Source organism: Maribacter antarcticus DSM 21422, assembly GCF_000621125.1.
GTDB classification, from domain to species: Bacteria; Bacteroidota; Bacteroidia; order Flavobacteriales; family Flavobacteriaceae; genus Maribacter; species Maribacter antarcticus.
On sequence record NZ_JHZC01000005.1, the window covers coordinates 280,456 to 305,426 of the forward strand.

A 24,971-nucleotide genomic window follows, 5' to 3' on the forward strand; every position below is an offset into this window, starting at 1 on the left:
CGTGTTTAAAATTTAAAGGTAACACCAAGGTTAATCTGATGTTGTAATTCTCTATACGCGTTAGAAATTTGAATCCTATCGTAGTTAAAATTATAACGTGCTATTACATCAAACTGATTAGAGAGCGCGTAGGTATATGCCGCAGTCCACAGAAGACTTTGATACCGCTTTAGCGAATAAAAATTTTCTTCAAAAGTGGAAGTCCGCCACATTATAAATGGCAGGGTGAGTTTAGATGATAGGGATTGTTTTTTAGCTACCTGATACCTGAAACGAACAGCTACCCCTAGTTTTTGTTGAAAATCATATAGGTCCCATTGAAAATAAGAAGAGACATTGGTTTGCGCTTGTAAACCCAGATGTATGGTAAGCTTATCATGGTACAAAACGCGTTTTAAGGCCGAAATATTCAATACTACTTTAGAATAGCTGTCAACATTCAGCATTGGAATTACGTCTGATGTCAATTCTGAATTTAAATAATCCAACTGTATTTCAAATAGTTTTTCTCTTTTAGTAGTACGTGAATATTTTAATTGATAGTTTAACCCAGTATAGGAATAGCGAGAGACGGGAGCAAAAGGTAAATTTTTCAAAAAACCAGAAGTATAACCCGTTAAAAATTCAAATTGATTCTTTTGATCTGTATTTGTTTTATTTTGAGCCGTAAGATATAAACTAGATATGCCTAGAAACGCAAAAAGATATTTTTTCATTTTTATAAGTACAATTTAAATCTAAGGTATCGGAAAAGTAAGTTTCCAAAAGTAATAACTTGATAAACGTTGCATAGTTAATGATGAACGTAGAAAAACAGATTGACCCAAAAAAATATGCTTTCCTTTGTTTAAAATCATCAAAATGAACACTTCCAAAATAACAGTAATTGCGGGGCATGTCTTGTTCTGGTTATTCAATTATTGGTTTATGACTATGGGGTCAGAGTTTAACTGGAATGGTTTTACTACTACGTCTGGTAGTTTTGGGTATGCCTACACCTATGGACTTTTTTTTAATGCTGTTGTATTTTACGCACAAGTTTTTTGGTTATTCCCAATCGCACATAGAAACAAAAAAAGGCTAAATTTTTATGTGCTATCCAGTACGGTAATGCTACTAATTACAGCTGTAGAAACGTATTTTGATACCGTCTTACAGGGTAGTTACAATGTGCAAAATGAACCGTTGTTAGGCAGTATAAGCAGCAATTTTATAGTGCATATCATATATACCATAGCAGGCTTTTATTACAGTCTTACGTTTGAATTAAGAAAAACTAAAAAAGCAAACCAAAAACTATTAGAAGAATCCTATAAAACAGAACTAAAATACTTGAAGGCCCAATTAAACCCGCATTTCTTATTTAATGGAATCAATAGTGTCTACCATTTAATTGGAAAAAATAATGACTTAGCGAAAGAAACATTACTCCAATTCTCAGGATTATTGCGCTATCAATTATATGAAACTAGCGCCCATATTCTATTAGAAAAAGAATTAGATTATGTATTAAAATACATCAAAGTTGAAGCGACGCGTAGAGGTTCAGATATGGTACTAAATTATGAGGTTACCTCCGAGAATCCTACCCTAAAAATAGCCCCTTTGTTGTTGATTCCTTTTATTGAAAATGCCTTTAAACATTGTAGTAGCCATGTAGATAATACGGCGAATACAATCACTATACATATTAGAGAAGAAGAAGAGAAGCTTACGCTAAATGTAGTCAATAGCTATGATGAAATCCCTTATAAAAATGCAGTTAGCGGAATAGGGTTAAATAATGTACAAAAGCGATTATCCTTATTATATCCTGAAAAACATCAACTCCATATCAACAAGGAAAAAGCGATGCATCGTGTACAGCTTTCAATTCGCTTATAGCATACAAATATGAAACATCTCAACTGTCTAATTATCGATGATGAACCTATAGCTAGGGAGGCTATCGCAGACTATTGCAAAGAGATTTCATTTTTAAATGTTGTTGCCCTATGTAAAAATGTACTGCAAGCAAATACGTACCTAGAAAATAATCAAATCGATTTAATTTTTCTGGATATCAATATGCCCATACTATCAGGTATTGATTGGTTAAAAGGGCTGAAAAATTCTCCTTTCATTATTATGACTACCGCTTATGAAGAGTACGCTTTGGATAGTTTCAGCTACAACGTTTTAGACTATTTAGTTAAGCCAATTTCATTTGAGCGTTTTTCACTAGCCGTTAAAAAGGCCAACAACTATGGTGTAAATGAACGTGAAAAAGAAGTATTGTTTTTAAAAAGCGAAAAACAACTTAAAAAAGTGGCTTTAAATGATATTCTATTTGTAGAAGCCCTACAAAATTATATCAAAGTGGTAACCGTAACAGAAACTATAATTACACAGCTGTCTTTGAAAAATTTTAAAGCGCAATTACCAAAAGATGATTTTATTCAAACCCATAAATCATATATCATATCAAAATATAAAGTAGATAAAATCATAGGAAATAAAATTAGTATTGGCCCCTATGAAATTCCTATAAGTGTCCGCCTAAAAAAAATAGTGTTGCATAGTTTTTAAGTTTCTTTTTTTTTAAAAGTTACAAGTACCTCAGGTAGTTTAAGTATCCCTCAATAAGGTATTGCTATTTTACCTAATGTCGAAGTATAGGTCATTTCCTGCGCTATATTGTCTTGCGTTATACGGCATAAAAACAGAAGGTCTCTTTAGACCTTCTGTTTTTTGAGCGGGTTGGTGTATTGGCATATTTGGCACTCTATCTTCTTTAAATTTTTCTTCTAAAAACGCTCTCTGAAAAGGTAATGGAACACTTTTTACATGACGACGCAGGAGGGAAGTGTAATGTGTATCAAATGGTATTCTTTGCGGTTTCTATAATAATCCACTTATTAGTTTCTTATATTAAATCTTCCCAAACTGCATAATTATGATAGCCGAAGAAAGCATATATATCCCATTACTTAAAAATATCAAAGATATAGTAGCAATTTCTGAAAGTGATATACACTTAGTTATGGAAGCTTTCAAGCCTAAAAAGTTATCAAAAAAAGAAATCTTACTATTTAAAGGAGACCAATCTAATCACATGCGATTTATTGCTGATGGCTGTTTAAGGTCCTATTATATTAATGAAGAAGGACAAGAATACATACTTCAGTTTGGAATAAATAATTGGTGAATCAATGATTTGTATAGTTATTTAACAAAAACACCAGCCCAATACTTTATTCAAGCACTTAAGCCTACGACTGTTTTACAAATTCATAGAGATGAACCGGGCAAACTTTTTGATGCAGTACCAGCACTGGAACGGTTTTTTAGAATAAAAATCGAAAAAGCATATGTGGCGAACTTAAATCGCACAGTAAGGTCAATGAGTGAAACAGCCGAAACCCGTTATCTGAATTTTATAAAAAAACATAGTGATTTAGCGCAAAGCGTACCGCAATATATGGTCGCTTCTTATCTAGGCATAAGCCCCGAACATTTAAGTACTATTCGAAAAAATAGCCACCAATAACATTTCTTAACATACCTTAATTTTTTTATGATGAGATAATCGGAAGTTTGTACTGTTAACTAAAAATAGTACACATGAAAAATATCATTGCATTTACAGGGAGCACTAATCCTAACTCGATTAATGAGCTATTGCTCATCGCAACAATTAATAAATTACCTAAAGCTTCAGTGCATTTAGTTCCGTTAGCTGAGAAGAATATTCCTATCTACAGTCAAAAAATTGAAGAAGAAGGCATTCCAAACGCCATAAAAGAGCTTTTTAAATTATTTACAAAAGCGGATGGTTTTATTATAGCATCACCAGAACATAATGGACTTCCTTCTGCCTTTCTTAAAAATATTATTGACTGGCTATCTAGAGTAGACCAAAAGTTTTTTGGCGATAAACCAGTTATGCTAATGAGTACGTCACCAGGTGAATCTGGAGGTGCATCACATTTACAAACATTAGGTAAGCTTATGCCCTATTGGGCTGGTAATTTGACTAGTGCTTATTCTTTAGGAGCTTTTAATACCAAATTTAATATTGAAAATTTAACCATATCTGATGCCAAAGAGGATTCGAAATTAAATGAAGCCATACAGGCTTTTATAAAGTAATTAAAGTAATACCAACATAAAATTATAAATATAAACAAGGTAATAGCATTGGTCTTAGTAGCATTATAAATCCAATTATGAGGGTTGAATCTTTCTTAAGATACCTTAATTTTTTTATCTCAAAGAAGAGCAAACTTTGTAGTGCATTTATAAATAAACATGATGAAAAATTTAAAGTTCTTTATATTCCTGGCATGATACTGGTACTTATGGCACTGTTTTTTATTCAAAGACAACGAATAGACTATAAATAACTGAAGCTAACAATCACCGTTGGATTTCAATTGAAGTTACCATGTTTAATCGGCCTAAGAGAATTTTGGTAAAACACGCGAGAAAATAGAGGCAACCAAAGGAGCATTTATTTTTCGGCGAGATGATGCGGCTGCCTCGTTAGTAATCACGTGTATTACCGGACAAGGACAACACTGCATCTCGCTCCAAGCTAAAGATGTACTTTGGGTACATTTTCTTAATGCTCGGCCGTCTATAAGCCTTTTTAATACAACCTCCTTTTGTACAAATCACCACCCAAAACTAATGCAGCCGATATAATCAAAACATTTTTGATGATGTATTGCCCCTCTAAAGTTAAAAGTAGCGGATTACCATTCTGAAAGGTAACATCTGGCAAAAAAAACAGGGGCATAAACGTACCTACCATTTGCAAAAACAACAAGCCAATAGCAATTCTATATGTTTTTTTAAATAAGAAAAAGACACCAATACAAATTTCCCAATATCCAATAATATGTAACCAAACGTGAGGTTTGCCAAAGGGCATCCAAGAAACGGTTTCTTTTAATAAACCTTCGGCTGGCGATAAACCAAGAGGTTTTAATGCCCCAAACCAAACAAAAATAATCGCTAACGAAAACTGTAAAGCAGGTTTGCCGAACTTTCGCATCATTTTGCTTAGTGAATTATCTATTGCATTGAATGATTTTATGCTCATAAAAAGATGATGTTTTAATACAATTTACTCTAATAGCATTCCGTTAAAGTCTTCTATTTCCTTTGTGCTATTGACTATAGCATCAAGTTCTTTTGAAAGTGGCTTCAACTTTTCTTTTATTACTTTTAAAGTAGCATTGTCTTGCAGTTTAATTTTAAAGTTTGCATCGTACGCAATACTTGTTTCTGTAAAATCACTACGTTGGTGGGCACCACGACTTTCTTTACGAGCTATACCCCCTAAAATAGTAGCCTCTGCAGACATAATAGAGCCTTCTAAATCAAAAGCCAACATCAAATCTTCAAACCCTTCTGAATCTGGTCGTACATCTAGGTTTTTAAGAGATTCTTTTAGTTTATTGATTTTCATTAGTCCCTTTTGAAGTTTATCTTCACTTCTAACTACACCACAATATTCCCACATAATATTTCGTAATTCACGCTGCAAAGGTCGTGCAACTTCACTTCCATTTTTTATAAATGAATCTATTTTTTCATGTGCTTTTGCAATTACTTGACGAGATCGATATTGCACATCCATATCTAAAGAGCGTGTTGCCGCTGCTTTTCCTGCACGTTTTCCGAAAATGAGTATTTCTGCAAGCGAATTTCCACCCAATCTATTTGCACCGTGTAAACCACCTGTTACTTCTCCAGCAGCATACAGACCCTCGATATTAGTAGCATGGTCATCTGGTTCTACAACAATACCTCCCATAGAATAATGCGCTGTTGGCGAGACTTCCATCGGGGTGGTTGAAATATCAATCATTAATGTATCTAAAAACTGACGGTACATTCGTGGTAGTTTTTGAATAATAAATTCTTTTGATTGGTGGCTTATATCTAAATAAACACCCCCATTAGGTGTTGCTCTACCTTCGGTTATTTCCGTATAATTTGCCATAGCAACACGATCTCTTGTAGAAAGTTCAAGTCGTTTTGCATCGTAGTTTTTCATAAATCGTTCTCCATTGCCATTAACGAGATGACCCCCTTCCCCACGGACAGCTTCGGTTACTAAAGTTCCTGCAATTTCTTCAGGTATCACCATTCCTGTGGGATGAAATTGAACCAATTCCATATCTGTCAACGTACAACCAGCTTTAAGTCCAAGATAAAATCCATCACCAGTATTTTCGTTTCTTCGAGATGAACTTTTTCGCCAAATTCGTGTATGACCACCAGCGGCTAGTATCACAGAGTCTGCTAAATAAACAGTGCGTTCACCACTTTGAATATTAAAGGTCATTGCTCCAAAACAGGTCGCATTGTGTACTAATAATTCAGTTACATATTGCGAATCATGTATTGGAATTTCTAATTCTTTTGTTTTTTCAATAAGTGCCATAAGTATAGAGCGCCCAGTGTAATCTCCTGAATAGCACGTTCTACGATGCGTGTGTGCCCCAAAAAAGCGTTGATCTAGTTTTCCATTCTCTAATTTGGCTAAATTAGCACCCCATTTATCTATCTCAGTCACAAGTTCTGGTGCTTCTTTTGCCATAAGCTCAACCATTCTTGGTTCAGACAAGCCATACCCCTCAATCATCGTATCTGCAAAATGCTGTTTCCAAGAATCTTCTGGGTCTACATTTCCAAATGCAGCATTTATTCCTCCTGCAGCCAACACCGTATGCACATCTTCTTTTGTTCTTTTTCCTATTATGGTTACTTCAACTCCAGATTTTTTTGCTTCGATAGCTGCTCGTAAACCCGAACCACCACTCCCAATTACGAGCACATTAGAAATGTTTGTTTTGTGTTTTATTGTTGTTGCTGTTGTTGTCATTTTCATAGTATGTTATTTTTACACAAAAATAATCATACCGTTTTTTTTTTTCAATAACAGAAAACGATTACGCTAATAGGAAAAAACGATTGGTTTTATATAAATTGTTCCTTCTTTTGAACTGTGCGATTGATAATAAATTAGAATTTGTTGTTTGTAAGTAAACTTGATAACTCATTTACAAGTTGTTTAATAATGCGTTTCTTTTCAAAACCTCTTGTAGACACCAAATTCACATCTAATTCTAAGGTATTGTCCTTAAATGTATATATGTGATTTTTATGATTTTTTGACATGTACGTTGCCGCAATTTTTGGTAGAAACATAGTGCCGCCGTTCACATCGATAATGTTTTTTAAAGTTTCCAAATTCCCCTTTAAGTACTTGATATTGAATTTTCTTAAGGTTTCGGAGGATGGTGTTTCCAAATCCTTCATTTGACGAATTAAGAGGTCTCGTAAATCTTCATGTAATAGAATTTCATTAAAATTGATATCTGACAATGAAATCATATTACTTTGTTGATGGTCCAATTCTGTCGAATAAATGCATAACTCCTCTTTATATAATTTTTGCTCATAATAGCCGTGTGTTAAGGATGGATTAATCATAACGGCAGCATCTACTTGCTCATTTATTAAATAATCTTCAATACGACGATCGCTTAATTCTAAAATTTTTATTTCTAGTCTTGGATATTTTTCCGAGATCGTTTTTATAAAGATTGGGGTAATGTATGGCGATAAAATTTCAGTAATAGCCAAATTAATTTGCCCAGAAATTTCGTTTTTATGTGCCAGTGCCATTTGTATAAATTCTTTTTGTTGAAAACGGATTTCTTTTGCTTTTACAATAAGATCCAAGCCTTTTAATGTGGGTACAACGGGTTGGCGTGAACGGTCAAAAATTATGATGTCAAACTCTTTTTCTAAACGTTGTATTTCTTTACTTAGCGTGGATTGGGCAATATCACAAGCTATAGCTGCACGTTTAAAATTACGATACCTATCTACCGCTATTATATATTCTAATTGTCTAAAATTCATAATGAGAAAAATGTGGTATTTAAATTTAGTACAAATTTAACTATTTAGAACAATTCTAAATAGTTAAATTTGTATAACTATGAAAACAAATTCAGATTACTATGGTATCGACTCCTATTTTACGGATGAGCAATTATCAGTACGTGCGTCTACTCGAAAATGGGTCAATAAATATATAAAACCAACTATTGAATATTATAACCAATCTGCCAGTGCTTCAAAAGACTGGTCAAAACAATTGGCAGATATTGGTGCATACGGCTTAATCATCCCCGTAGAATATGGTGGTTTGGGTATGGATTATTTATCATACGGTTTAATGATGCAAGAATTGGAAAAAGGAGACACAGCAGTACGCGTTATGAGTTCTATCCAAACATCTTTAGTCATGTATGCCATTTGGCAGTTTGGTTCTTTACCACAAAAACAAAAGTATTTGCCGCTACTTGCATCAGGCGAGATGTTGGGCTCCTTTGGTTTAACTGAACCTAGTTTTGGTTCTAATGCCTCTGGTATGCATTGTAATTTCAAGGTCGTAGAGGACAAGATAATTATCAATGGTAGTAAGTTGTGGATAGGAAATGCATCTCACGCAGATATTGCCATCGTTTGGGCTAAAAATGAGGATAATAAAGTACAAGGAATTATTGTTGAAACAGCTAACATTACTAATTTTTCTACGTCAAAAATTGACAATAAGTGGTCATTCCGATCGTCTAATACAGGGGAGTTAATTTTCGATAATTCTGAGTTAAATAAAGTGCAATTACTTGAGAAAACCACATCAATTAAAGATGCTTATTCCTGTTTAAACATTGGCAGATATGCAGTGGCTTGGGGAAGTTTAGGCATCGCATTAGATTGTTATGAAACCGCGCTAAAATATGCTAATGAGCGTGTTCAATTTGGAAAACCCATCGCTAGCTTTCAATTAGTTCAAAAAAAACTTGCTGAAATGATTACCGAAATCACTAAAGCGCAATTACTCTGCTATCAACTAGGTGTGTTGATGAATAAACAAGAGGCCACATTTGAACAAATATCAATGGCAAAGCGCAATAATGTTGTTATGGCACAAAAAGTAGCTCAAGAGGCAAGGCAAATTCTTGGCGGTATGGGAATTACGGGTGATTATCCAATTATGCGACATATTATGAACTTAGAAACGCTCGTTACCTATCAAGGTACGCACGAGATTCATCTTCTAATTACAGGAAGAGATATTACAGGAATTAATGCCATTTAAATAAACTTTAAACACTAAATATGATCAGACTACTACTACTTACAGCAATGATACTTATCACATCTTTGTCTTTAAATGCTCAAGACAAAAATGAATTTTTAGATCGTGAATTTTGGAAATCAGACCCTAGTGTTTCCCTAATAAAAAAAACGATTGAAGATGGTCATGACCCCACACAAAAAGGGCCATCTTCATTCGATGGCGTTTCATATGCTATTCTAGATGATGCATCCTTAGCAAGTATAAAATATATGCTCACATTAGAAGGTAATCCTGTGACGAAACCCACCCACGGAGGTCTTAAATATTTGCACTGGGCGGCTTACAAAGGAAATATAGCCGTAATGAAGCATTTATTAGCATTAGGAGCAGATCCACACGCACGTACAGCACAAGGAACAAATATGTTACTGATAGCTGCCACTGGTGGTGTTCAAAAGACAGCAGTTTATGATTTAATTTTAAAACAAGGAATCTCTGCAGATTATACGAATAGGTCTGGAGCAAATGCTTTATTGCTGCTCTCCGGAACAAGTAGTAAAGACACAGCTATTTTAAACTATTTTATCGATAAAAAAATAGCGTTAAATACAAAAGACAATGAGGGGAATAATCTTTTTTTCTATGCTGCTAGAGGCGGTAACATAAATACGATGAAGTTTTGGAAGCAAAACGGAGTAGCGCATAATTATATCAATAAAAATGGAGAGAATGCTATATTATTTGCAAGCCAGGGTATGAAAAGGAAGGCATTACGATTAGACGTCTTTACATACTTATCAGAAGAATTATCCTTAGAAGTGGATCAAGTGAGTTGGGAAGGAAAAACACCTTTGCATTTTTCTGCTAAACGAGCTACCCCAGAACTTTTTGACTTTTTTGTAAGCGCAGGGGTTTCTCCCAACCAAGTTGATGCAGATGGTAACACAGCACTCATAAATGCCGCATCAGGATCTAAAGAAAATTTAGAAAAAATGCTTGATTTATCAAATACAATTAATCATCAAAATAAGGAAGGGAAATCTTCAATAACAATGGCTATTGAAGGGGGTAGAAAAGATAATTTTGACTTTTTGCGAAATAAAGGAGCTGATCTACATGGTATGGATAGCCTTGGAAATGACTTAATGTACTACGCTTTTATATCTTATAATTCCAAAAAAGAAGACCTAACCAAATATATCGTTACCCAACTAGAAATAGCTGGACTCGACGGCAAAAGTATTTACCATAATAAAAATACATTAGCGCACATTGCAATTAAGAAGCAAAGTGTTTTTCTATTAAAAAAGGCTATCGAATTAGGAGTCGATTTAAATTATAAAAATGATATACATATCAGTCCGCTTCACTTAGCTGCTATGAAAGCGACTAATACAGAGCTTATCACGGTGCTATTAAAGCAAGGTGCAGATAAAAACACAGTTACAGAATTTAATGAAAGTCCTTATGACCTAGCCATACAAAATGAATTATTGATGAACGAAAAAGTTGATGTAGCATTTTTAAAAATGGATTGATAAAACAGAAATAGGTAGGATAAGGGTATGTATCGTATTGCTGGAACACTACTATACATACCCCATTCTACACACATTTTATCGTCACTCCGCTGTCTTTTAGCAAAAAATATAGATGCGACCAAAGAAGCATTTATTTTTTGGTGAGCAGCTGCGGTTGTCTTATGATGAGGCATGTAAATGCTTGGCGTGTATTCCCTTTTATATAATTGCTACCGATATAGTCCTAACGGGGTATAACTGCAAGGATGCAAAATGGCGCTATTCGCTTATTTGCTATAAATGTGCTGCGTTATGCGGCACAAAAACTAAAGATTCTCAATCTTTAGTTTTTTGAGCAAGTTGCAGCGCTGGCATTGGGTACGGCATAAAATATTAAGGGCTTGCAGCCCTTAATATTTTTGAGCGGGTCGGCGCGCTGGCGTATTTGGCACTGCACTTTCTTTAAATATTTCTTCTAAATAGTTTCTTCTACAAGGGTAATAGAACAGGTATTATAAGAGCCGACGATAGGAGGGAAGTGTAATGTGTGTGGAATGGTATTTTACTAATAGTTTGTAATGATTCTTAAAACCGAAAAGTTAGGATAAGATTTTGTTTTCCTGCAAAAAAGAATAGCCAGTGGCTTATTGCTTTTGGTGGTGGGCTGGGGCGTTGGCATTTTTTAGCTATTTCCCATTAAAAATTGAATAGCTAAAAAATGTATCTTGCATATATAACTGTTCATTATGCGACTACTACATCTATTTGCTGTCTTGCTTCTCGGAATAACCTTAAGCGCTCAATCAACTATTAAGGAAATTTTAGATGCGCCTTTTGCATCCGATTTACTCGTTGCTGAAGATGGCAAAACGATTGCTTGGGTAGATAATACAGCTGGCGAACGCAATATCTTTATCGCTAATGGAAAAGATTTTTCATCGGTAAATCAGTTTACGAACTATGTTGGTGATGAAGGAATAGCGATTGGTAATCTGGAGTTTACGCCCAATGGGAATAGTCTAATTTTCGTACGTGGCAATACAAAGAATCGAAAAGGTGAGCCCGCTAACCCGGCCTTGCTTCGGCAAAATACAGAACAAGCTATATTTATTCAACCCTTGGAGGGTGATAGCAGTAATAGAATAGCGCTAGGCACCAAGCCGAGGCTTTCTCATGATGGATCTACTCTTGCTTTTATTAAGGGTGGTCAAATATTTACAGCATCGCTTTCAGATAGTATACCGCAACCTAAACAGTTGTTTAAGACGCGCGGTGGGCAGTCTGATATCAAATGGAGCCCCGATGACAGCCATATTGCATTTATAAGTTCGCGAGGAGACCATTCCTATATCGGTGTCTACGACATCACTAAAGAAAAGTTAGCCTTTATGGACCCCTCGGTTGATCGAGATTTTTCTCCGGAATGGAGTCCTGATGGTGAGATGATTGCATTCATTAGGAGTCCGAATGCGAAAGAGGTAGCCCCTTTTACGCCTCGTAAGATAGCGCATCCATGGAGTATTAGGTTGTTAGAAATCTCAAGTGCCAAGGCGCGTGAGATATGGAAAGCAGATGAGGGCATGGGCTCTGCCTACTTTGGACAGTTTCCAAGCGCAGCCATAGAGTGGGCAACAAAAGATCAACTTATTTTCCCTTGGGAGAAAAAAGGATGGATGCATTTATATGCGCTACAAATACAATCTGGTCAGGTCACTGAGCTCACATCAGGTGAGGGTATTGTTGAAGACTATCGGCTGACCAGAGACAGGAGCGCGCTGCTTTTTACCACTAATGTTGGAGATAAGCATAGACGACATATCGGTAAGATAGATTTGGAATCAAAAAAACAAGTCATGCTTACCAGTGGTGAAGGCGTAGAATTCAGTCCGCAAGAGACCAATACGGGTATTACTTTCCTTAAGACGTCGGCACAGCATATGTCAAGACCAGCAGTGCTTAAAAATGGAAATGTACAACTGATTGGTAAGCGCAGCAAGGTTTTTGACAATCATAAAATACCAGAGTTAGTAGAAATAAAGGCGACCGACGGAAAACCATTTATGGCTACCATCTGTTATCCCGATAACTACGATGCAACTAAAAAATATCCATCTGCTGTGTTCTTACATGGCGGCAGTCGCAGACAAATGCTACAAGCGTATCACTATAGCGGGTACTATAGTAATGCCTTTGCCTTGCAACAGTATTTTGCCAGCCAGGGCTATATTGCGATGATGATCAATTATCGTAGTGGCATTGGCTATGGTGTAGAATTCAGGGAGGCCGATAATTATGGCATTACAGGAGCAAGTGAGGTCTATGATCTGATAGGTGCTGGAGAATATCTGGCAACAAGAAGCGATGTAGACCCAAAACGTATTGCATTATGGGGCGGGAGCTATGGCGGCTATCTGACAGCACACGGTCTAGCTCAGAGAAGTGATCTTTTTGCCGTAGGCGTAGATATACACGGGGTTCATAATTGGAATACAGAATTACCCACATTCGCTGGGTGGTATGATCAAAACCACTACCCAGAAATAGCAGCCTTGGCATTTCAATCTTCTCCAGAAGCTTACCTCGATGGCTGGAAAAGTCCGGTGTTATTAATTCATGGCGATGATGATCGCAATGTGCCTTTTGCAGAATCTGTTGTGCTCTCAGAACAGTTACGAGATCGGGACGTTTATTTTGAACAATTGATATTTCCTGACGAGGTGCATGGATTTTTATTGCATGAGAATTGGGTGAGATGCCAAGAAGCAACTTTTGAATTTATCAATAGGTATATCGGGCGACCAAAAAAGTGAAGGTCAGGAAGACTTTTATATTTTTTGGCGTTGACAGGCAATAGCAAATTATTCGCTGATTTTTATTGTTTTTAAAGGTGCTCATGAATGCTATAAATTTGTGTTTAAAAAACAACCGAGCGCTTGACATCGGCTATTTTATGCTTCGACTGCGCTCAGCACAGGCGCCACGACAAATAACGTTGTTGTAAGGAATATAGAATATAAACCGACTACCAAAGCCATTTGACATAATGACTAAGTATAGAATGGTTAATCTGGTCTATAATGTACCGCGTTATGTAACTTTGCTTTGGTAAAAGCGAAGTTGTTTTCTTCAATTTTCTTTTATTTTTTTCTTTCTAAAAACTTCCTGAAAAGGTAATGGAATATTCTTTACCCAAGCGACGATAGGAGTGAAGTGGTAATGTATATGGAATGAGCTTATATCTCGATATTGCTTTGTTTAACACTTAAATTTTATTTACTATACGTTGTAAAAATTCGTACTTAATTTGAAAGTGAAAAATAAAACAAAAATTAAAGCAATCGATTTCTTTTGTGGAGGTGGCGGAATGAGCTTTGGAATGCAAAAATCTGGCATTCAGGTTTTAGCAGGAATAGACTATGAAGAGAATTGTAGAGCTACTTATGAAGCCAATATTAAGAAAGCAAAATTTATTAAAGCGGATGTTTTTGAATTAAAAGAAGAAGAATTAGAAAACACTCTTAATTTAAAACGTAATGATGATGAGTTATTACTAATTGGCTGCAGTCCTTGTCAATTTTGGAGTATAATAAACACCGATAAAAATAAGTCACAAAAATCCAAAAATCTACTTGTTGAGTTTGGACGATTCGTCAAATACTTTAATCCTGGTTATGTTGTAGTTGAAAACGTACCTGGAGTACTTCGTAAGAAGGGAGAAAGCGGATTAGAAACATTTATAAATTGGTTAGAGTCAAATAAATATACTGTTCATTTTAAAGTTCATAATACATCTGATTACGGGGTTCCTCAAAACAGAAAGCGGTTTACACTTATTGCAAATAGAATTACTGATAAAGAGTTGGTGCCTATTAAGTCAAAAAGGAAATTAACCGTTAGAGATGTTATTGGTGAGAAAAATGGATTCTCCAAAATAATGGCTGGTCATAAGGATATTACCGACTTTAATCATTCAGTCCCTAACGTAAGTGAATTAACTTTAAAGCGTTTGGAAAGAGTAGAAAAGGATGGTGGTAACCGTCTTAGTTTTAAAAATAATCCTACACTTCAGTTAAATTGTTTTATTGATCGAGATACATCTTTTAAAGATACTTTTGGAAGGCTATGGTGGGACAAACCTTCGCCTACAATTACTACAAAGTTTTTTAGTGTATCAAATGGCCGTTTTGTACACCCCGTAGAAAATAGAGCTTTGTCAATTAGAGAAGGTGCAACTTTACAATCTTTTCCTAAGACTTATAAATTTATAGGAACTAGTATGGGAAGTTTAGCTAGATTAATCGGTAATGCCGTTCCTCCAGAATATGCAAAAAGAGTAGGACAAGCAATTATTAAAAATCATATGAATGCAGTTTAGAACCAAAGCAAGAGCAGTTGATTTACTTGGAAAAGGTCAGATTGCAGATTTACCTACAGCTATTACCGAATTATGGAAAAATGGCTATGATGCATATGCGGATAATTTGACTGCCGAAATCTATTTAGATACTTACAAAGACATAAATACTCCATTGTTTGTTATGACTGATGATGGAAAAGGAATGTCAAGAAATGATATTTTTGAAAAATGGTTAGTACTTGGTACTGATTCAAAAAGTAGAGCTACACTTGAAGAAAGAGAAAGTGAAGAGACACTTTGGAAAAAACCTAGAATTAAAGCTGGTGAAAAAGGAATAGGAAGATTATCTGTAGCTTTTCTTGGGAATCCAATGTTAATGCTTAGCAAGAAACAAGGGCATCCTTTACAGGCATTGTTTTTTGATTGGAGATTATTAGAAAATTATAATCTTTACTTAGATGATGTAGACATACCTGTTGAAGAAATAGAAGATATTACTGATTTTCCTTTAAAGTTTAAAAAATTAAAAGTGTCTTTTCTTAATAATTTTGAGAAACAAAATGATTTAGATGGTAATCTTATTTGGGAAGACAAACAGCTTGAATTGAAAACTGAAATTGAAAACTCTGTAAATAAATCAGAAATCCCTGATTTTTTAACGGATAAATTTCTTGAAGATTTTTTAGATATTGAAAATAGTCATGGAACAAAGTTTATCATTTTTGAACCAATTGATCAATTAATTGATATTACTAAAGAAGATGATGATGGACTTGATGATAAACAATTTATTGCATCTAGTCTTGCAGGTTTTACAAATGAATTTGTGAAAAACAATAAAATTGTTAACACAGCAATTCCAATTTTTAAAGATGTTAATTCAGAGTATGATTTCTTAACAGTATTTGGACAATTTTTTACAGCTGATGATTTTGATTATGCTGATGTTGTAATAGATGGTGTTTTTGATGGACAGGGAGCTTTTAAAGGTACTTTAAAATTATATGACGAAGTAATAGAATATTCTTACTTGAACCCTAGGAAAAAACAAAGCAGAAGTTTCTATGGGAGTTTTCCAATTAAAGTTGGGGTTTCACAAGGTAAGGAAAGTGAATCTAAACTTGAATCTAATGCTTGGAAAAGAATCAGTGATAAAGTTCGAGCAAATGGCGGGTTGTATATTTACAGAGATAATTTTAGAGTTTTACCCTATGGAAGAACTGACTTTGATTTTTTAGGTTTTGAAAAAAGAAGAGCATTAAGAGCTAGTTCATATTTTTCACATAGAAGAATGTTTGGTTACATCGAACTTTCAAGAAATAGAAATAATAAATTAAATGATAAATCTAGTCGAGAGGGATTAATAAATAATTCTGCATATAGAACATTTAAAAACGATCTTGAATCGTTTTTCATTGAATTAGCTCAAGAATATTTAGGAACGGATGCAAAAGAATCCATTTTCCTAGATAAAAAAGAATTAATCAAGCAGGAAAGTGAAGCAATAAAGGCAGATAATAAAAGAGCTACTAAAGAAAAACAAGAATTTACAAGGTCATTAAAAGGGTATCCTGATAAATTTGAAAAATATCAAAATGAATATAAATCTGTTTTGGAACAATTAGAAGAAAAAACAAACGCTTCTAATGTGTTATATTCTGAAATGGAGAATTTATTGGATAGACTCCATACACTTGATATAGAATTTAAAAATTTAATACCAAAAGTACCAAAACGGTATAAAGCAACAGATACTCAGTTAGACAGGTTAGATAAATATGAAAGTAAGTTATTAAAGTTCAATGAAACAATAAAAATCGATAGTGCACAATTAATGATTAAAGTTCAAGAAAAACTTGAAGTCAAAGAATTGAAAATGGAGTTCACAAAAAACTATCAAAAATATAATGGTACACTTGAAAAGATTATTGCTGAAAATCGAACACAATTAAAAACACAATACGATAACCTGCTCAAAGATTTTTCTTTTCGCTCTAGAAGAATTGTTGATGAGTTGAATTTTGAGAAAGATAAAATTGTTAATTCTATAGATTCTAAAGAAGGGGTATTAATTGAAACAGATAAACTTAAATCTAAATTTGAGTTTCTTAGAGAACAAATTAATAAGGAAATTTCACCTTTAGTAGAACACTTAAGTAAATTAAGCTTTGATATTGATGAAGAATTAGTACAAGGAGCTTATAAAGCTGAATATGAAACCATAAAATATAAATGGGAACAAACTAGAGAAACTGCGCAATTGGGTGTTGCGGTTGAGATTATTGACCACGAATTCAACCAATTATATGCCAAAATAAATAGTTCATTAGAAAAACTTAGTAGTGATAATCTTTTTACAGACGTAGATTAATTTCAATTTTTAACTCAAAACTTTAAACAATTAGAGGATAAATATGAACTTCTTTCTCCACTATATAGAGTTGCTGGTGCAATACCTAAAGAGATTAGTGGTAAAAAAATATACGATTATCTGTTAAAATTCTTCGACAGGAGAATAAAAGACTATGATATTAAATTAGAGGCTACTTCAAATTTCAATGAGCATGAATTAACTATTAAAGAACCAATACTTCACACAGTTTATATAAACATAATAAACAACGCAATTTATTGGATGAGAAATAAAGATGAAAGGAAAATTTTATTGGATTATAATAAAATTAGCAATGAAATCATTATTTGCAATTCTGGATTGAAAATAGAAAATCACAGATTAGAAAAAATATTTGACATGTTTTACTCTAATAGACCTAATGGCAGAGGGATTGGTCTATATCTTTCAAAACAAAGTCTAAACGAAAACAATTTAGACATATATGCAACAAACAAAAAGGAATACAATCAGTTAAATGGGGCTTGCTTCGTTATAAAATCTTTGAACTAATTATGAGTTATGAAGCTAGAGCACAATCAATTTTAAAAGATTCTATTAAATCTGCTATATATATTGATGATAAAGCAAGGTCTTTTTTTCAAAAAGCCACGGAGAAACCAGAATTTGAGGAAGAACTGACTGTTAACCTTTATAATAACTTTAAAGAGAATGGAATTTCACTAGAAATTTTTAAATATTCACAGGGCGATGAAACCAATAATGATACACTTAAATTCATTACCGAAAACAGAGATTTTGTTATTTTGGATTGGAAATTACTTGGTGAATCTGGCGAAGAAGAATCTTTAAAAATTTTGAATGAAGTTGTTTCAGCAAAGCACATACATTTTGCAACTATTTATACTTCGAAAGATGATTTAGATGAAGTCCTACTTAATATTTTATCCTACTTTTCTGAAAAGGACAGAGACTATTATACTGATATTAAAGAAAATCTTGAGTTGGAAAATTTTTCAACTCAAATAATAACTTTACTAAACCAAATAAACTTAAATAGAAGCGATAGTCAGATAGTTAAAAAACTTAGAGGAGAGATATTTGGGATAAACAGGGAAATTCCAAAACAAATAAGTGCCATAACAGGAATTGAGGACTTGACTTGTTCTATGATAAAAGCTTCAATTGCATTATCTGACAAAGTAAAATCTGATACGGAACTGCAATGCCCAACATACGTTGACAATATAAATAAAATCGTAGTTATTAATAATACGATAGTTACTATTCTAAAAAAGTCAGACAACCAAGCAAAAGAATTATTAGAAAATTTTAAAAATCATATAATAAATGATATTGATAGCTTCAATCAACTATTAGGTATTGAATTGTACAATCACTTATACAGATCAAGTGCTATTACAAATGATTTATCTATATCCTTTCCTAAAGATGCATTAATTCATCATCGTAAAAAGTTGAAAGAAGATGATATAGGTTATTTTTTTAATTCATTTATGAATGAGATTTTAATGGAAAAATTATCTATGTCAATACGGAATCGTGAGTCTCTGTTGCTTGATGATAGTTTATTAAATGAATTTGAAGCAGAACTTGATGCTAATTATTCAGACATCAGTTCTTTACACAAAATGAATGTTTTTTATAATTCGTTTTATTTTGAAAAAGAGAATCAAATATTAAACTTTGGAGATGTATTTACAGTTGAGCCCAATGAAAATCATAAAAATAGCCCTAAATATCTAATTTGTCTGACTGCGTTATGTGATTGCTTGAGACCTCAAGATAAAATTAAAAGTAATTTTTATTTTGCAGAAGGTAGTAATATTGATGTAAACAAAGCTTTAGAATTGGGTGATACTGCTTTTATTAGCTTTCTTCCCAACAATATCACAATTAAATGGACTGAGATTGCCTCAGACGACCTTAAAAAAGCATATGGACCTGTATATGTAAAGCCATTACAGTATAAAGTTTTTGAGAAAGAGAACAAAATTGATTCTCACAATCAAATCAAAGTTCATTATTTAGATAAAATAGGGCAAACTAAAAGTGAAACATTAAATTACATTGGAACTATCCGTCCTAATTATGCTCAACGAATTGCAAATCATGCTTTTTCATATCCGGTTAGGGTTGGAGTTGATTTTGTAAAAATATAAAAGATGGCAACTCGTAATCTATGGTCAAAAGAAGAATTAATTCTTGCATTTAATTTATACTTGAAACTTCCTTTTGGTAAAATGCATACTGGCACACCAGAGATTATTGAGTTAGCTAGTTTATTAGGGCGCTCAGTTAACGCAATAAGTATTCGATTGACAAATTTTGCCTCTTGTGATTCCTATCATAAAAAAAGAGGAGTAAAAGGTATGATAGGTGGCATAAAACAATGTCAGCCAATTTGGGATGAATTTTTTGATAATCAAGAAGAATTAGTTTTTCTAAGTGAAAAAATACTAGCTAAAAAAGAGAATACTTCCATAGAAAAAAAATACAAAGAATTGCTTTATGACTTAAATCATTTAAAGGGAGAAACAATACTTCGTGCAGTTAAAACTAGAGTAAATCAGTCAGTATTTAGACAAATGGTTTTGGCTAACTATGGAACAAAATGCGCTATTTCTGGAATTGATATTCCAGAATTACTATTAGCAAGTCATATTATACCTTGGTCAAAAAATAAAAGAGAAAGATTAAATCCTGAAAATGGTATTTGTTTTTCGCCACTTTATGATAAAGCATTTGATAGAGGATTAATTGGTATTAATCAGAACTATCAAGTAATATTATCAAGTAATTTAAAAAAGAAAAAAGAGACTACCTTTTATCAAAAGCATTTTTTTCCTATCGAAAATTTTGAAATTTCAAAATCCATAAATTACTTGCCTCGAAAAGATTTTTTAGAATATCACTTAGATACAATCTTTAATAAAAAAGATTAGAAAACATCTTATTATCTATGCTTACTGTTTATGGCAAAGCATTAAAAGTTAATGAAATCAGAGCTTAATAAAGCTCAAACATAAGTTTCTCAAAAGGTAAATGGGAGGAAAGGTGTAGATTTTTTAATTAGAGATAATGAATTGTATTTAGAATTATATGATTGAACTACTTAAAGTTTAGCTTTAAATTATTATGTAAAATAGAATAGCGCGTTTCTACCCAGATGGAGCGGTGGCAAAGCGACCTCAGAAAACTTTGGTGAAACAATAGGCGAAATGAGCGGCCATATTCTAGACTCCAGTTTATAATGTTGATTGAACACTATAATCTTTCAAGAAATTCAAAGTTGTCTTAAGAGTTACAATGCTTTCTAGAATATAGCGATTGAGCCGTACATTGTTTCTAAAATTATCTGTAAGCCTAGATTTTTTTGTTTCGCCGCCGCATTATCTCGCTCAAAGTATACTTTGCCGTATCAAGAAAAAAAGAAAAGACAACAATTACTGGTTAACAATGTTGAAGTCTATTTGACATAATGTTAGGAACACCTAGAGAAAAACTTCAAACAAAAGATAGTGGTAACAAGTGCTCGGAAATTTTATTTTCGAAATTTTGAGCTGTTGTGGCAAGCTGCCGAGAATGCTGTGAAAAATTTACAGATACGTTCTACCTGCATTTCCATCAGCATCAACTCGCTCAAAACTTAAAAGATGCTCAATCTTCTACGTTTATGCCGTGGCGCTGGCCAAGCGGCTGCAAATTGTGTTTAAAAATAAATGCCATTTCGCATTTACTTTTAAAAAAGCAATCGAGCGTTTGCTAGCGGCAATTTTACATACGCTAGAAAATAGATACGACCAAAGAAGCATTTTATGCTATTCGGGAATGCACTAGTATAATTGTTCTATAATGTACCGCGTTATGCGGCACAAAAACTAAAGATTGAGAATCTTTAGTTTTTTGAGCGGGTTGCAGCGCTGGCATTGGGTACGGCATAAAATATTAAGGGCTTGCAGCCCTTAATGTTTTTGTGCGGGTTGGCGCGCTGGCTAAGTTGTTACCATCTTCCCGGGTCTTTTTCTTTCTAAAAAGTTTCTTCTATAATGTTAATGGAACACTTTTTATGCGACGACGTAGGAGGGAAGCATACTTTGTGTGGAATGGCATAACAGGAAAAAAAAATAAAAATATTTGGGTAATTCCAAAATAATAGTACCTTTGTAGTCGACTGGTCTAATACAAGCGGCATGAAAACAGAAACAATTGATAACATTTTAGAAATAGGAACAGATTTAATTCTTAAAAACGGATATAACAGTGTTGGTTTAAATAAGATATTAGAAACTGCTAATATTCCAAAGGGATCATTCTATTACTATTTTAAAAGTAAGGAAGATTTTGGTATTCAAGTGATTCAATTTTATTCTGAAAATTCATTGACCTTCTTAAACGGTTATCTAACAGACGCTTCTAAAGAACCTAAAGAAAGAATTATTTCTTTTTTTGAAGACATGCAAAAAGTCTATATCGATAAGGAATTTAAAGAAGGTTGTTTATTAGGTAATAGTAGTCTGGAATTATCAGATATGTCTGAAGCATTTAGTAATTCAGTTGCAAACGAATTAAATAAATGGCAAGATTGTTTTGAAAAATGTATTGAGGAAGGGCAAGATGCCAATAGTATTAAGAAAGAAGAGTCAGCAAAAGAAATGAGCGATTTTATTCTTACAACCTGGGAAGGTTCGTTATTACGTATGAAGTCAGCTAAAAACACGGATTCTATTGCAACGTTTATTAAATTTTTAAATAAATACATATTATAAAAAAATTTAATCTGTTAATAGTAGACTGGTCTAATAATAATTAATTTAATATTTAAAACAAAAACATGAAAACATTAGAAAACAAAACGGTGGTCATTATTGGTGGAAGCCAAGGAATTGGTTTAGAAACCGCAAAAGAAGCCATCGAGAAAGGGGCGAATGTAACCATCGCAAGTCGTTCCTTAGAAAAGCTAGAGAACGCCAAAAATTATTTGAATGGTACTGTTGCTATTTACCAATTGGATGGGAGTAAGGAAGATGAAGTAAAAACATTCTTTGATAAATTCGAGAAGGTAAACCATCTCGTAGTTTCATCTTCTGGGGGCTACGGAGGCGCTATTAAAGAATTAGATATGGAAGCTGCTAAAGGGTTATTTGATTCAAAACTTTGGGTACAAATGAATGCCGTGAAACACGCTAGTCCCAAAATGGGCCAAGGCGATTCCATTACTTTATTCTCTGGAATCGTAAGTAAAAAAGCAATCGTGGGACAAATGCCGTATACAGGAATAGGAGGAGCAGTAGAATCTTTAGGTAAGATGTTAGCATTAGAGTTAGCTCCTACACGTGTAAATGTTATTGCACCAGGATTTATTCATACCACCGCTTGGGATGCATACATGCCAGAAGAAGAACAAAAAGAATTCTTTACTGGTTTTGCAGAAACAGTACCAGTAAAACAGGTTGGCGTAGCTAAAGATGTTACAAAAGGCGTGCTTTTCTTTATGGAAAGTGATTATGTTACAGGAGCAGTTCTTGATATAGATGGAGGACAAAAATTAGTTTAATTAAATAGGGCAGCAGCAATGCTTCTGCCCATTTAAAATTAAAAATAGGAGAACATAAAACACAAATCAAATAACGGCTGAAATTAATGCCACAAAGAGCCTTATTTGAAACATTAAAAGAAGAAATAAATAAAAGGATAATTATGAAAATATTTAGCAAATTCAACCTGGGCAGCATCGAACTTCAGAACCGAGTGGTAATGGCACCCTTGACAAGATCAAGAGCAGAAAACAATATTCCAAATCAATTAATGAGCGATTACTACGGCCAACGAGCTTCGGCAGGATTGATCATTACGGAAGGGACAGCTCCATCGGCCAACGGTCTCGGTTACGCGCGCATACCCGGTATTTATAATGAGGCGCAAATAAAAGGGTGGAAAAATGTAACCAACCGTATACATGAAGAAGGAGGCAAGGTTTTCCTTCAACTGATGCATACTGGAAGGGTCTCCCATGCTGATAACATGGAAGAAGACTCAGAGGTGCTTGCCCCATCTGCCATAGCTCTAAACGGTGAGATGTATACTGACCAAAATGGTTTACAGCCTTATCCAGTGCCAAGAGAAATGACTAGGGAGGATATAATTCAAGCTCAAAATGAATATGTACAGGCTGCTAAGAATGCTATAAAAGCAGGATTTGATGGAGTAGAAGTACATGCAGCCAATGGCTATCTCATTGATCAATTTATTAACACGGCCTCCAATAAAAGAAGTGATAATTATGGAGGTTCTATAGAGAATCGCTCCCGATTTGCTTTGGAAGTTACCCAAAAAGTGAGTGCTGCCATCGGCTCAGAAAGAACTGGAATCAGAGTTTCTCCAAATGGCGCATTTAATGATATGGAAGCTTTTGATGATTTGGAAGAAGCGTATAAATATTTAGCACATGAATTAAGTCACCTCAAGCTTGCTTATCTACACATAGTTGAGATGGCTGCCTTGGGTGGACCTGATGTACCTCTTTCATTAAAATTAATGATTCGAGAAGCATTCGGTGGTCCTGTTATTCGTAGCGGGGGACTTGATAAAGAAACAGCCGAAGCTGCGCTCAATAATAATGAAGCAGAATTGGTAGCTTTTGGTAGGTCTTTAATCGCTAACCCTGATTTGGTTTATCGAATGGAAAACGATCTGTCTTTACAAGATCCGGATTTCGATACTTTTTATACCCCAGGAGCGAAAGGGTATACTGATTATCCTTTTGCAGCTGTAAATGTCACTTAAGAAATAAGGTTAACAATAATATTAATAATTAAAACAATTTAAAATAATGATAGTATCAGAGAAATTAAAAATTGAAAATAAAACAATTGAAAATGCAGATCCAATTTCAAGCAAGCATCTGCAAAATGCTAAAGATTCCATGGGGATGATTCCTAATATGTATGCTGGAATGGCAAATAATCCAGCGCTATTAGATGCTTATATAAAATCTTATCAATCGTTTCGAGAAAACTCAGGATTCAGTTCGCAAGAACAAGAAGTTGTATTTTTATCGATTGCATACGAAAACAACTGCGATTATTGTATGGCGGCACATAGTTTTGTAGCAGATAAAATGAGTAAGGTACCCACAGAGGTTACAGATGCTATTAGGAATGATACAGAAGTGCCAGATTCAAAATTAAAAGCATTAAGCAATTTTAGCAAACTAATGGTTTCAAAAAGAGGCCTGCCATCGGTTGAAGATGTTGACACCTTCTTAAATGCTGGCTATACTCAGGATCATATCTTAGGTGTTATTACAGGAATCGGTGTTAAAACAATGAGTAATTATTTTAATCATGTCATTAATACAACTGTAGATAGTGCCTTTAGCAGTAGGGTTTGGGCGAAATAGAACATTAAATCTTGAAGAGAGCTTAGCCATTTCAAAAACAATGGATTAATTCTATCTGAAAATGATTAAAGAACCAGTAAATACTGGATATTGAAAATGAACAGAAACACGTATAATAAACTTGGGCAGATGCATTGCTTCTGCCCAATTATTAATGAAATCATTAG

At 33.9% G+C, this 24,971-nt stretch carries 21 protein-coding genes; 17 read left to right on the forward strand and 4 right to left on the reverse strand.

Translation table 11 applies throughout. The annotated features are described in order from the left end of the window. Positions 1-5: 5 nt before the first annotated feature. On the reverse strand, positions 6-716 hold the full coding sequence (locus Q360_RS0104700; protein WP_027076067.1) for a hypothetical protein: 711 nt from the start codon (positions 714-716) through the stop codon (positions 6-8). A 145-nt stretch (positions 717-861) separates the two neighbouring features. Here Q360_RS0104700 and Q360_RS24440 point away from each other — a divergent pair, with 145 nt between their 5' ends. The 5 genes from Q360_RS24440 to Q360_RS0104720 all read left to right on the forward strand — a co-directional run bounded on the left by Q360_RS24440 (position 862) and on the right by Q360_RS0104720 (position 4,131). After that, entirely contained in the window at positions 862-1,884 is a 1,023-nt protein-coding gene (locus Q360_RS24440) for a sensor histidine kinase (RefSeq protein ID WP_051554567.1), read from the forward strand. Between the two features lie 9 nt (positions 1,885-1,893). Then, positions 1,894-2,568 carry a LytR/AlgR family response regulator transcription factor gene (locus tag Q360_RS0104710; RefSeq protein ID WP_027076068.1) on the forward strand — a complete coding sequence of 225 codons (675 nt, stop codon included), beginning with the start codon at positions 1,894-1,896 and terminating at the stop codon, positions 2,566-2,568. A gap of 367 nt (positions 2,569-2,935) precedes the next feature. Continuing rightward, positions 2,936-3,187: a cyclic nucleotide-binding domain-containing protein gene (locus Q360_RS26275; protein ID WP_211251568.1), complete on the forward strand. Its 252-nt coding sequence runs from the start codon at positions 2,936-2,938 to the stop codon at positions 3,185-3,187. Positions 3,188-3,196: 9 nt separating this feature from the next. After that, positions 3,197-3,529, forward strand: a complete 333-nt coding sequence (locus Q360_RS26280) for a Crp/Fnr family transcriptional regulator (RefSeq protein ID WP_211251569.1) — start codon at positions 3,197-3,199, stop codon at positions 3,527-3,529. A 74-nt stretch (positions 3,530-3,603) separates the two neighbouring features. After that, complete coding sequence (locus tag Q360_RS0104720; RefSeq protein ID WP_027076069.1) at positions 3,604-4,131, forward strand: NADPH-dependent FMN reductase; 528 nt, start codon at positions 3,604-3,606, stop codon at positions 4,129-4,131. 499 nt (positions 4,132-4,630) lie between these two features. On the opposite strand, the gene Q360_RS22300 is transcribed toward Q360_RS0104720, so the two are convergent. The 3 genes from Q360_RS22300 to Q360_RS0104740 all read right to left on the reverse strand — a co-directional run bounded on the left by Q360_RS22300 (position 4,631) and on the right by Q360_RS0104740 (position 7,923). Further along, positions 4,631-5,086: a hypothetical protein gene (locus Q360_RS22300; protein WP_036195046.1), complete on the reverse strand. Its 456-nt coding sequence runs from the start codon at positions 5,084-5,086 to the stop codon at positions 4,631-4,633. Between the two features lie 24 nt (positions 5,087-5,110). Then, on the reverse strand, positions 5,111-6,883 hold the full coding sequence (locus tag Q360_RS0104735) for an FAD-binding protein (RefSeq protein ID WP_051554568.1): 1,773 nt from the start codon (positions 6,881-6,883) through the stop codon (positions 5,111-5,113). A gap of 134 nt (positions 6,884-7,017) precedes the next feature. Next, complete coding sequence (locus Q360_RS0104740) at positions 7,018-7,923, reverse strand: LysR family transcriptional regulator (RefSeq protein WP_027076071.1); 906 nt, start codon at positions 7,921-7,923, stop codon at positions 7,018-7,020. A 79-nt stretch (positions 7,924-8,002) separates the two neighbouring features. Here Q360_RS0104740 and Q360_RS0104745 point away from each other — a divergent pair, with 79 nt between their 5' ends. The 12 genes from Q360_RS0104745 to Q360_RS0104800 all read left to right on the forward strand — a co-directional run bounded on the left by Q360_RS0104745 (position 8,003) and on the right by Q360_RS0104800 (position 24,804). Continuing rightward, positions 8,003-9,169 carry an acyl-CoA dehydrogenase family protein gene (locus tag Q360_RS0104745; RefSeq protein WP_027076072.1) on the forward strand — a complete coding sequence of 389 codons (1,167 nt, stop codon included), beginning with the start codon at positions 8,003-8,005 and terminating at the stop codon, positions 9,167-9,169. Positions 9,170-9,189: 20 nt separating this feature from the next. Further along, on the forward strand, positions 9,190-10,689 hold the full coding sequence (locus Q360_RS0104750; RefSeq protein ID WP_027076073.1) for an ankyrin repeat domain-containing protein: 1,500 nt from the start codon (positions 9,190-9,192) through the stop codon (positions 10,687-10,689). Positions 10,690-11,417: 728 nt separating this feature from the next. Next, entirely contained in the window at positions 11,418-13,481 is a 2,064-nt protein-coding gene (locus tag Q360_RS0104755; RefSeq protein ID WP_036195049.1) for a S9 family peptidase, read from the forward strand. 500 nt (positions 13,482-13,981) lie between these two features. Further along, on the forward strand, positions 13,982-15,046 hold the full coding sequence (locus tag Q360_RS0104760; RefSeq protein ID WP_027076075.1) for a DNA cytosine methyltransferase: 1,065 nt from the start codon (positions 13,982-13,984) through the stop codon (positions 15,044-15,046). Then, positions 15,036-17,399 (forward strand): ATP-binding protein, encoded by a 2,364-nt coding sequence (locus Q360_RS0104765; RefSeq protein ID WP_027076076.1) that lies wholly within the window; start codon positions 15,036-15,038, stop codon positions 17,397-17,399. Before Q360_RS0104760 ends, Q360_RS0104765 begins: the two co-directional genes overlap by 11 nt. Positions 17,400-17,615: 216 nt before the next feature. Continuing rightward, positions 17,616-17,933: an ATP-binding protein gene (locus Q360_RS26490; RefSeq protein ID WP_262493203.1), complete on the forward strand. Its 318-nt coding sequence runs from the start codon at positions 17,616-17,618 to the stop codon at positions 17,931-17,933. Between the two features lie 2 nt (positions 17,934-17,935). Then, positions 17,936-19,564: a response regulator receiver domain gene (locus Q360_RS0104775; RefSeq protein WP_027076078.1), complete on the forward strand. Its 1,629-nt coding sequence runs from the start codon at positions 17,936-17,938 to the stop codon at positions 19,562-19,564. A 3-nt stretch (positions 19,565-19,567) separates the two neighbouring features. Next, positions 19,568-20,347, forward strand: a complete 780-nt coding sequence (locus tag Q360_RS0104780; protein ID WP_027076079.1) for an HNH endonuclease — start codon at positions 19,568-19,570, stop codon at positions 20,345-20,347. 1,248 nt (positions 20,348-21,595) lie between these two features. After that, positions 21,596-22,171: a TetR/AcrR family transcriptional regulator gene (locus Q360_RS0104785; protein WP_027076080.1), complete on the forward strand. Its 576-nt coding sequence runs from the start codon at positions 21,596-21,598 to the stop codon at positions 22,169-22,171. Between the two features lie 65 nt (positions 22,172-22,236). Continuing rightward, complete coding sequence (locus tag Q360_RS0104790; RefSeq protein ID WP_027076081.1) at positions 22,237-22,959, forward strand: SDR family oxidoreductase; 723 nt, start codon at positions 22,237-22,239, stop codon at positions 22,957-22,959. A gap of 143 nt (positions 22,960-23,102) precedes the next feature. Beyond that, positions 23,103-24,188 (forward strand): alkene reductase, encoded by a 1,086-nt coding sequence (locus Q360_RS0104795; RefSeq protein ID WP_027076082.1) that lies wholly within the window; start codon positions 23,103-23,105, stop codon positions 24,186-24,188. Positions 24,189-24,234: 46 nt separating this feature from the next. Further along, positions 24,235-24,804, forward strand: a complete 570-nt coding sequence (locus Q360_RS0104800) for a carboxymuconolactone decarboxylase family protein (RefSeq protein ID WP_027076083.1) — start codon at positions 24,235-24,237, stop codon at positions 24,802-24,804. The last annotated feature ends 167 nt before the right edge of the window (positions 24,805-24,971 follow it).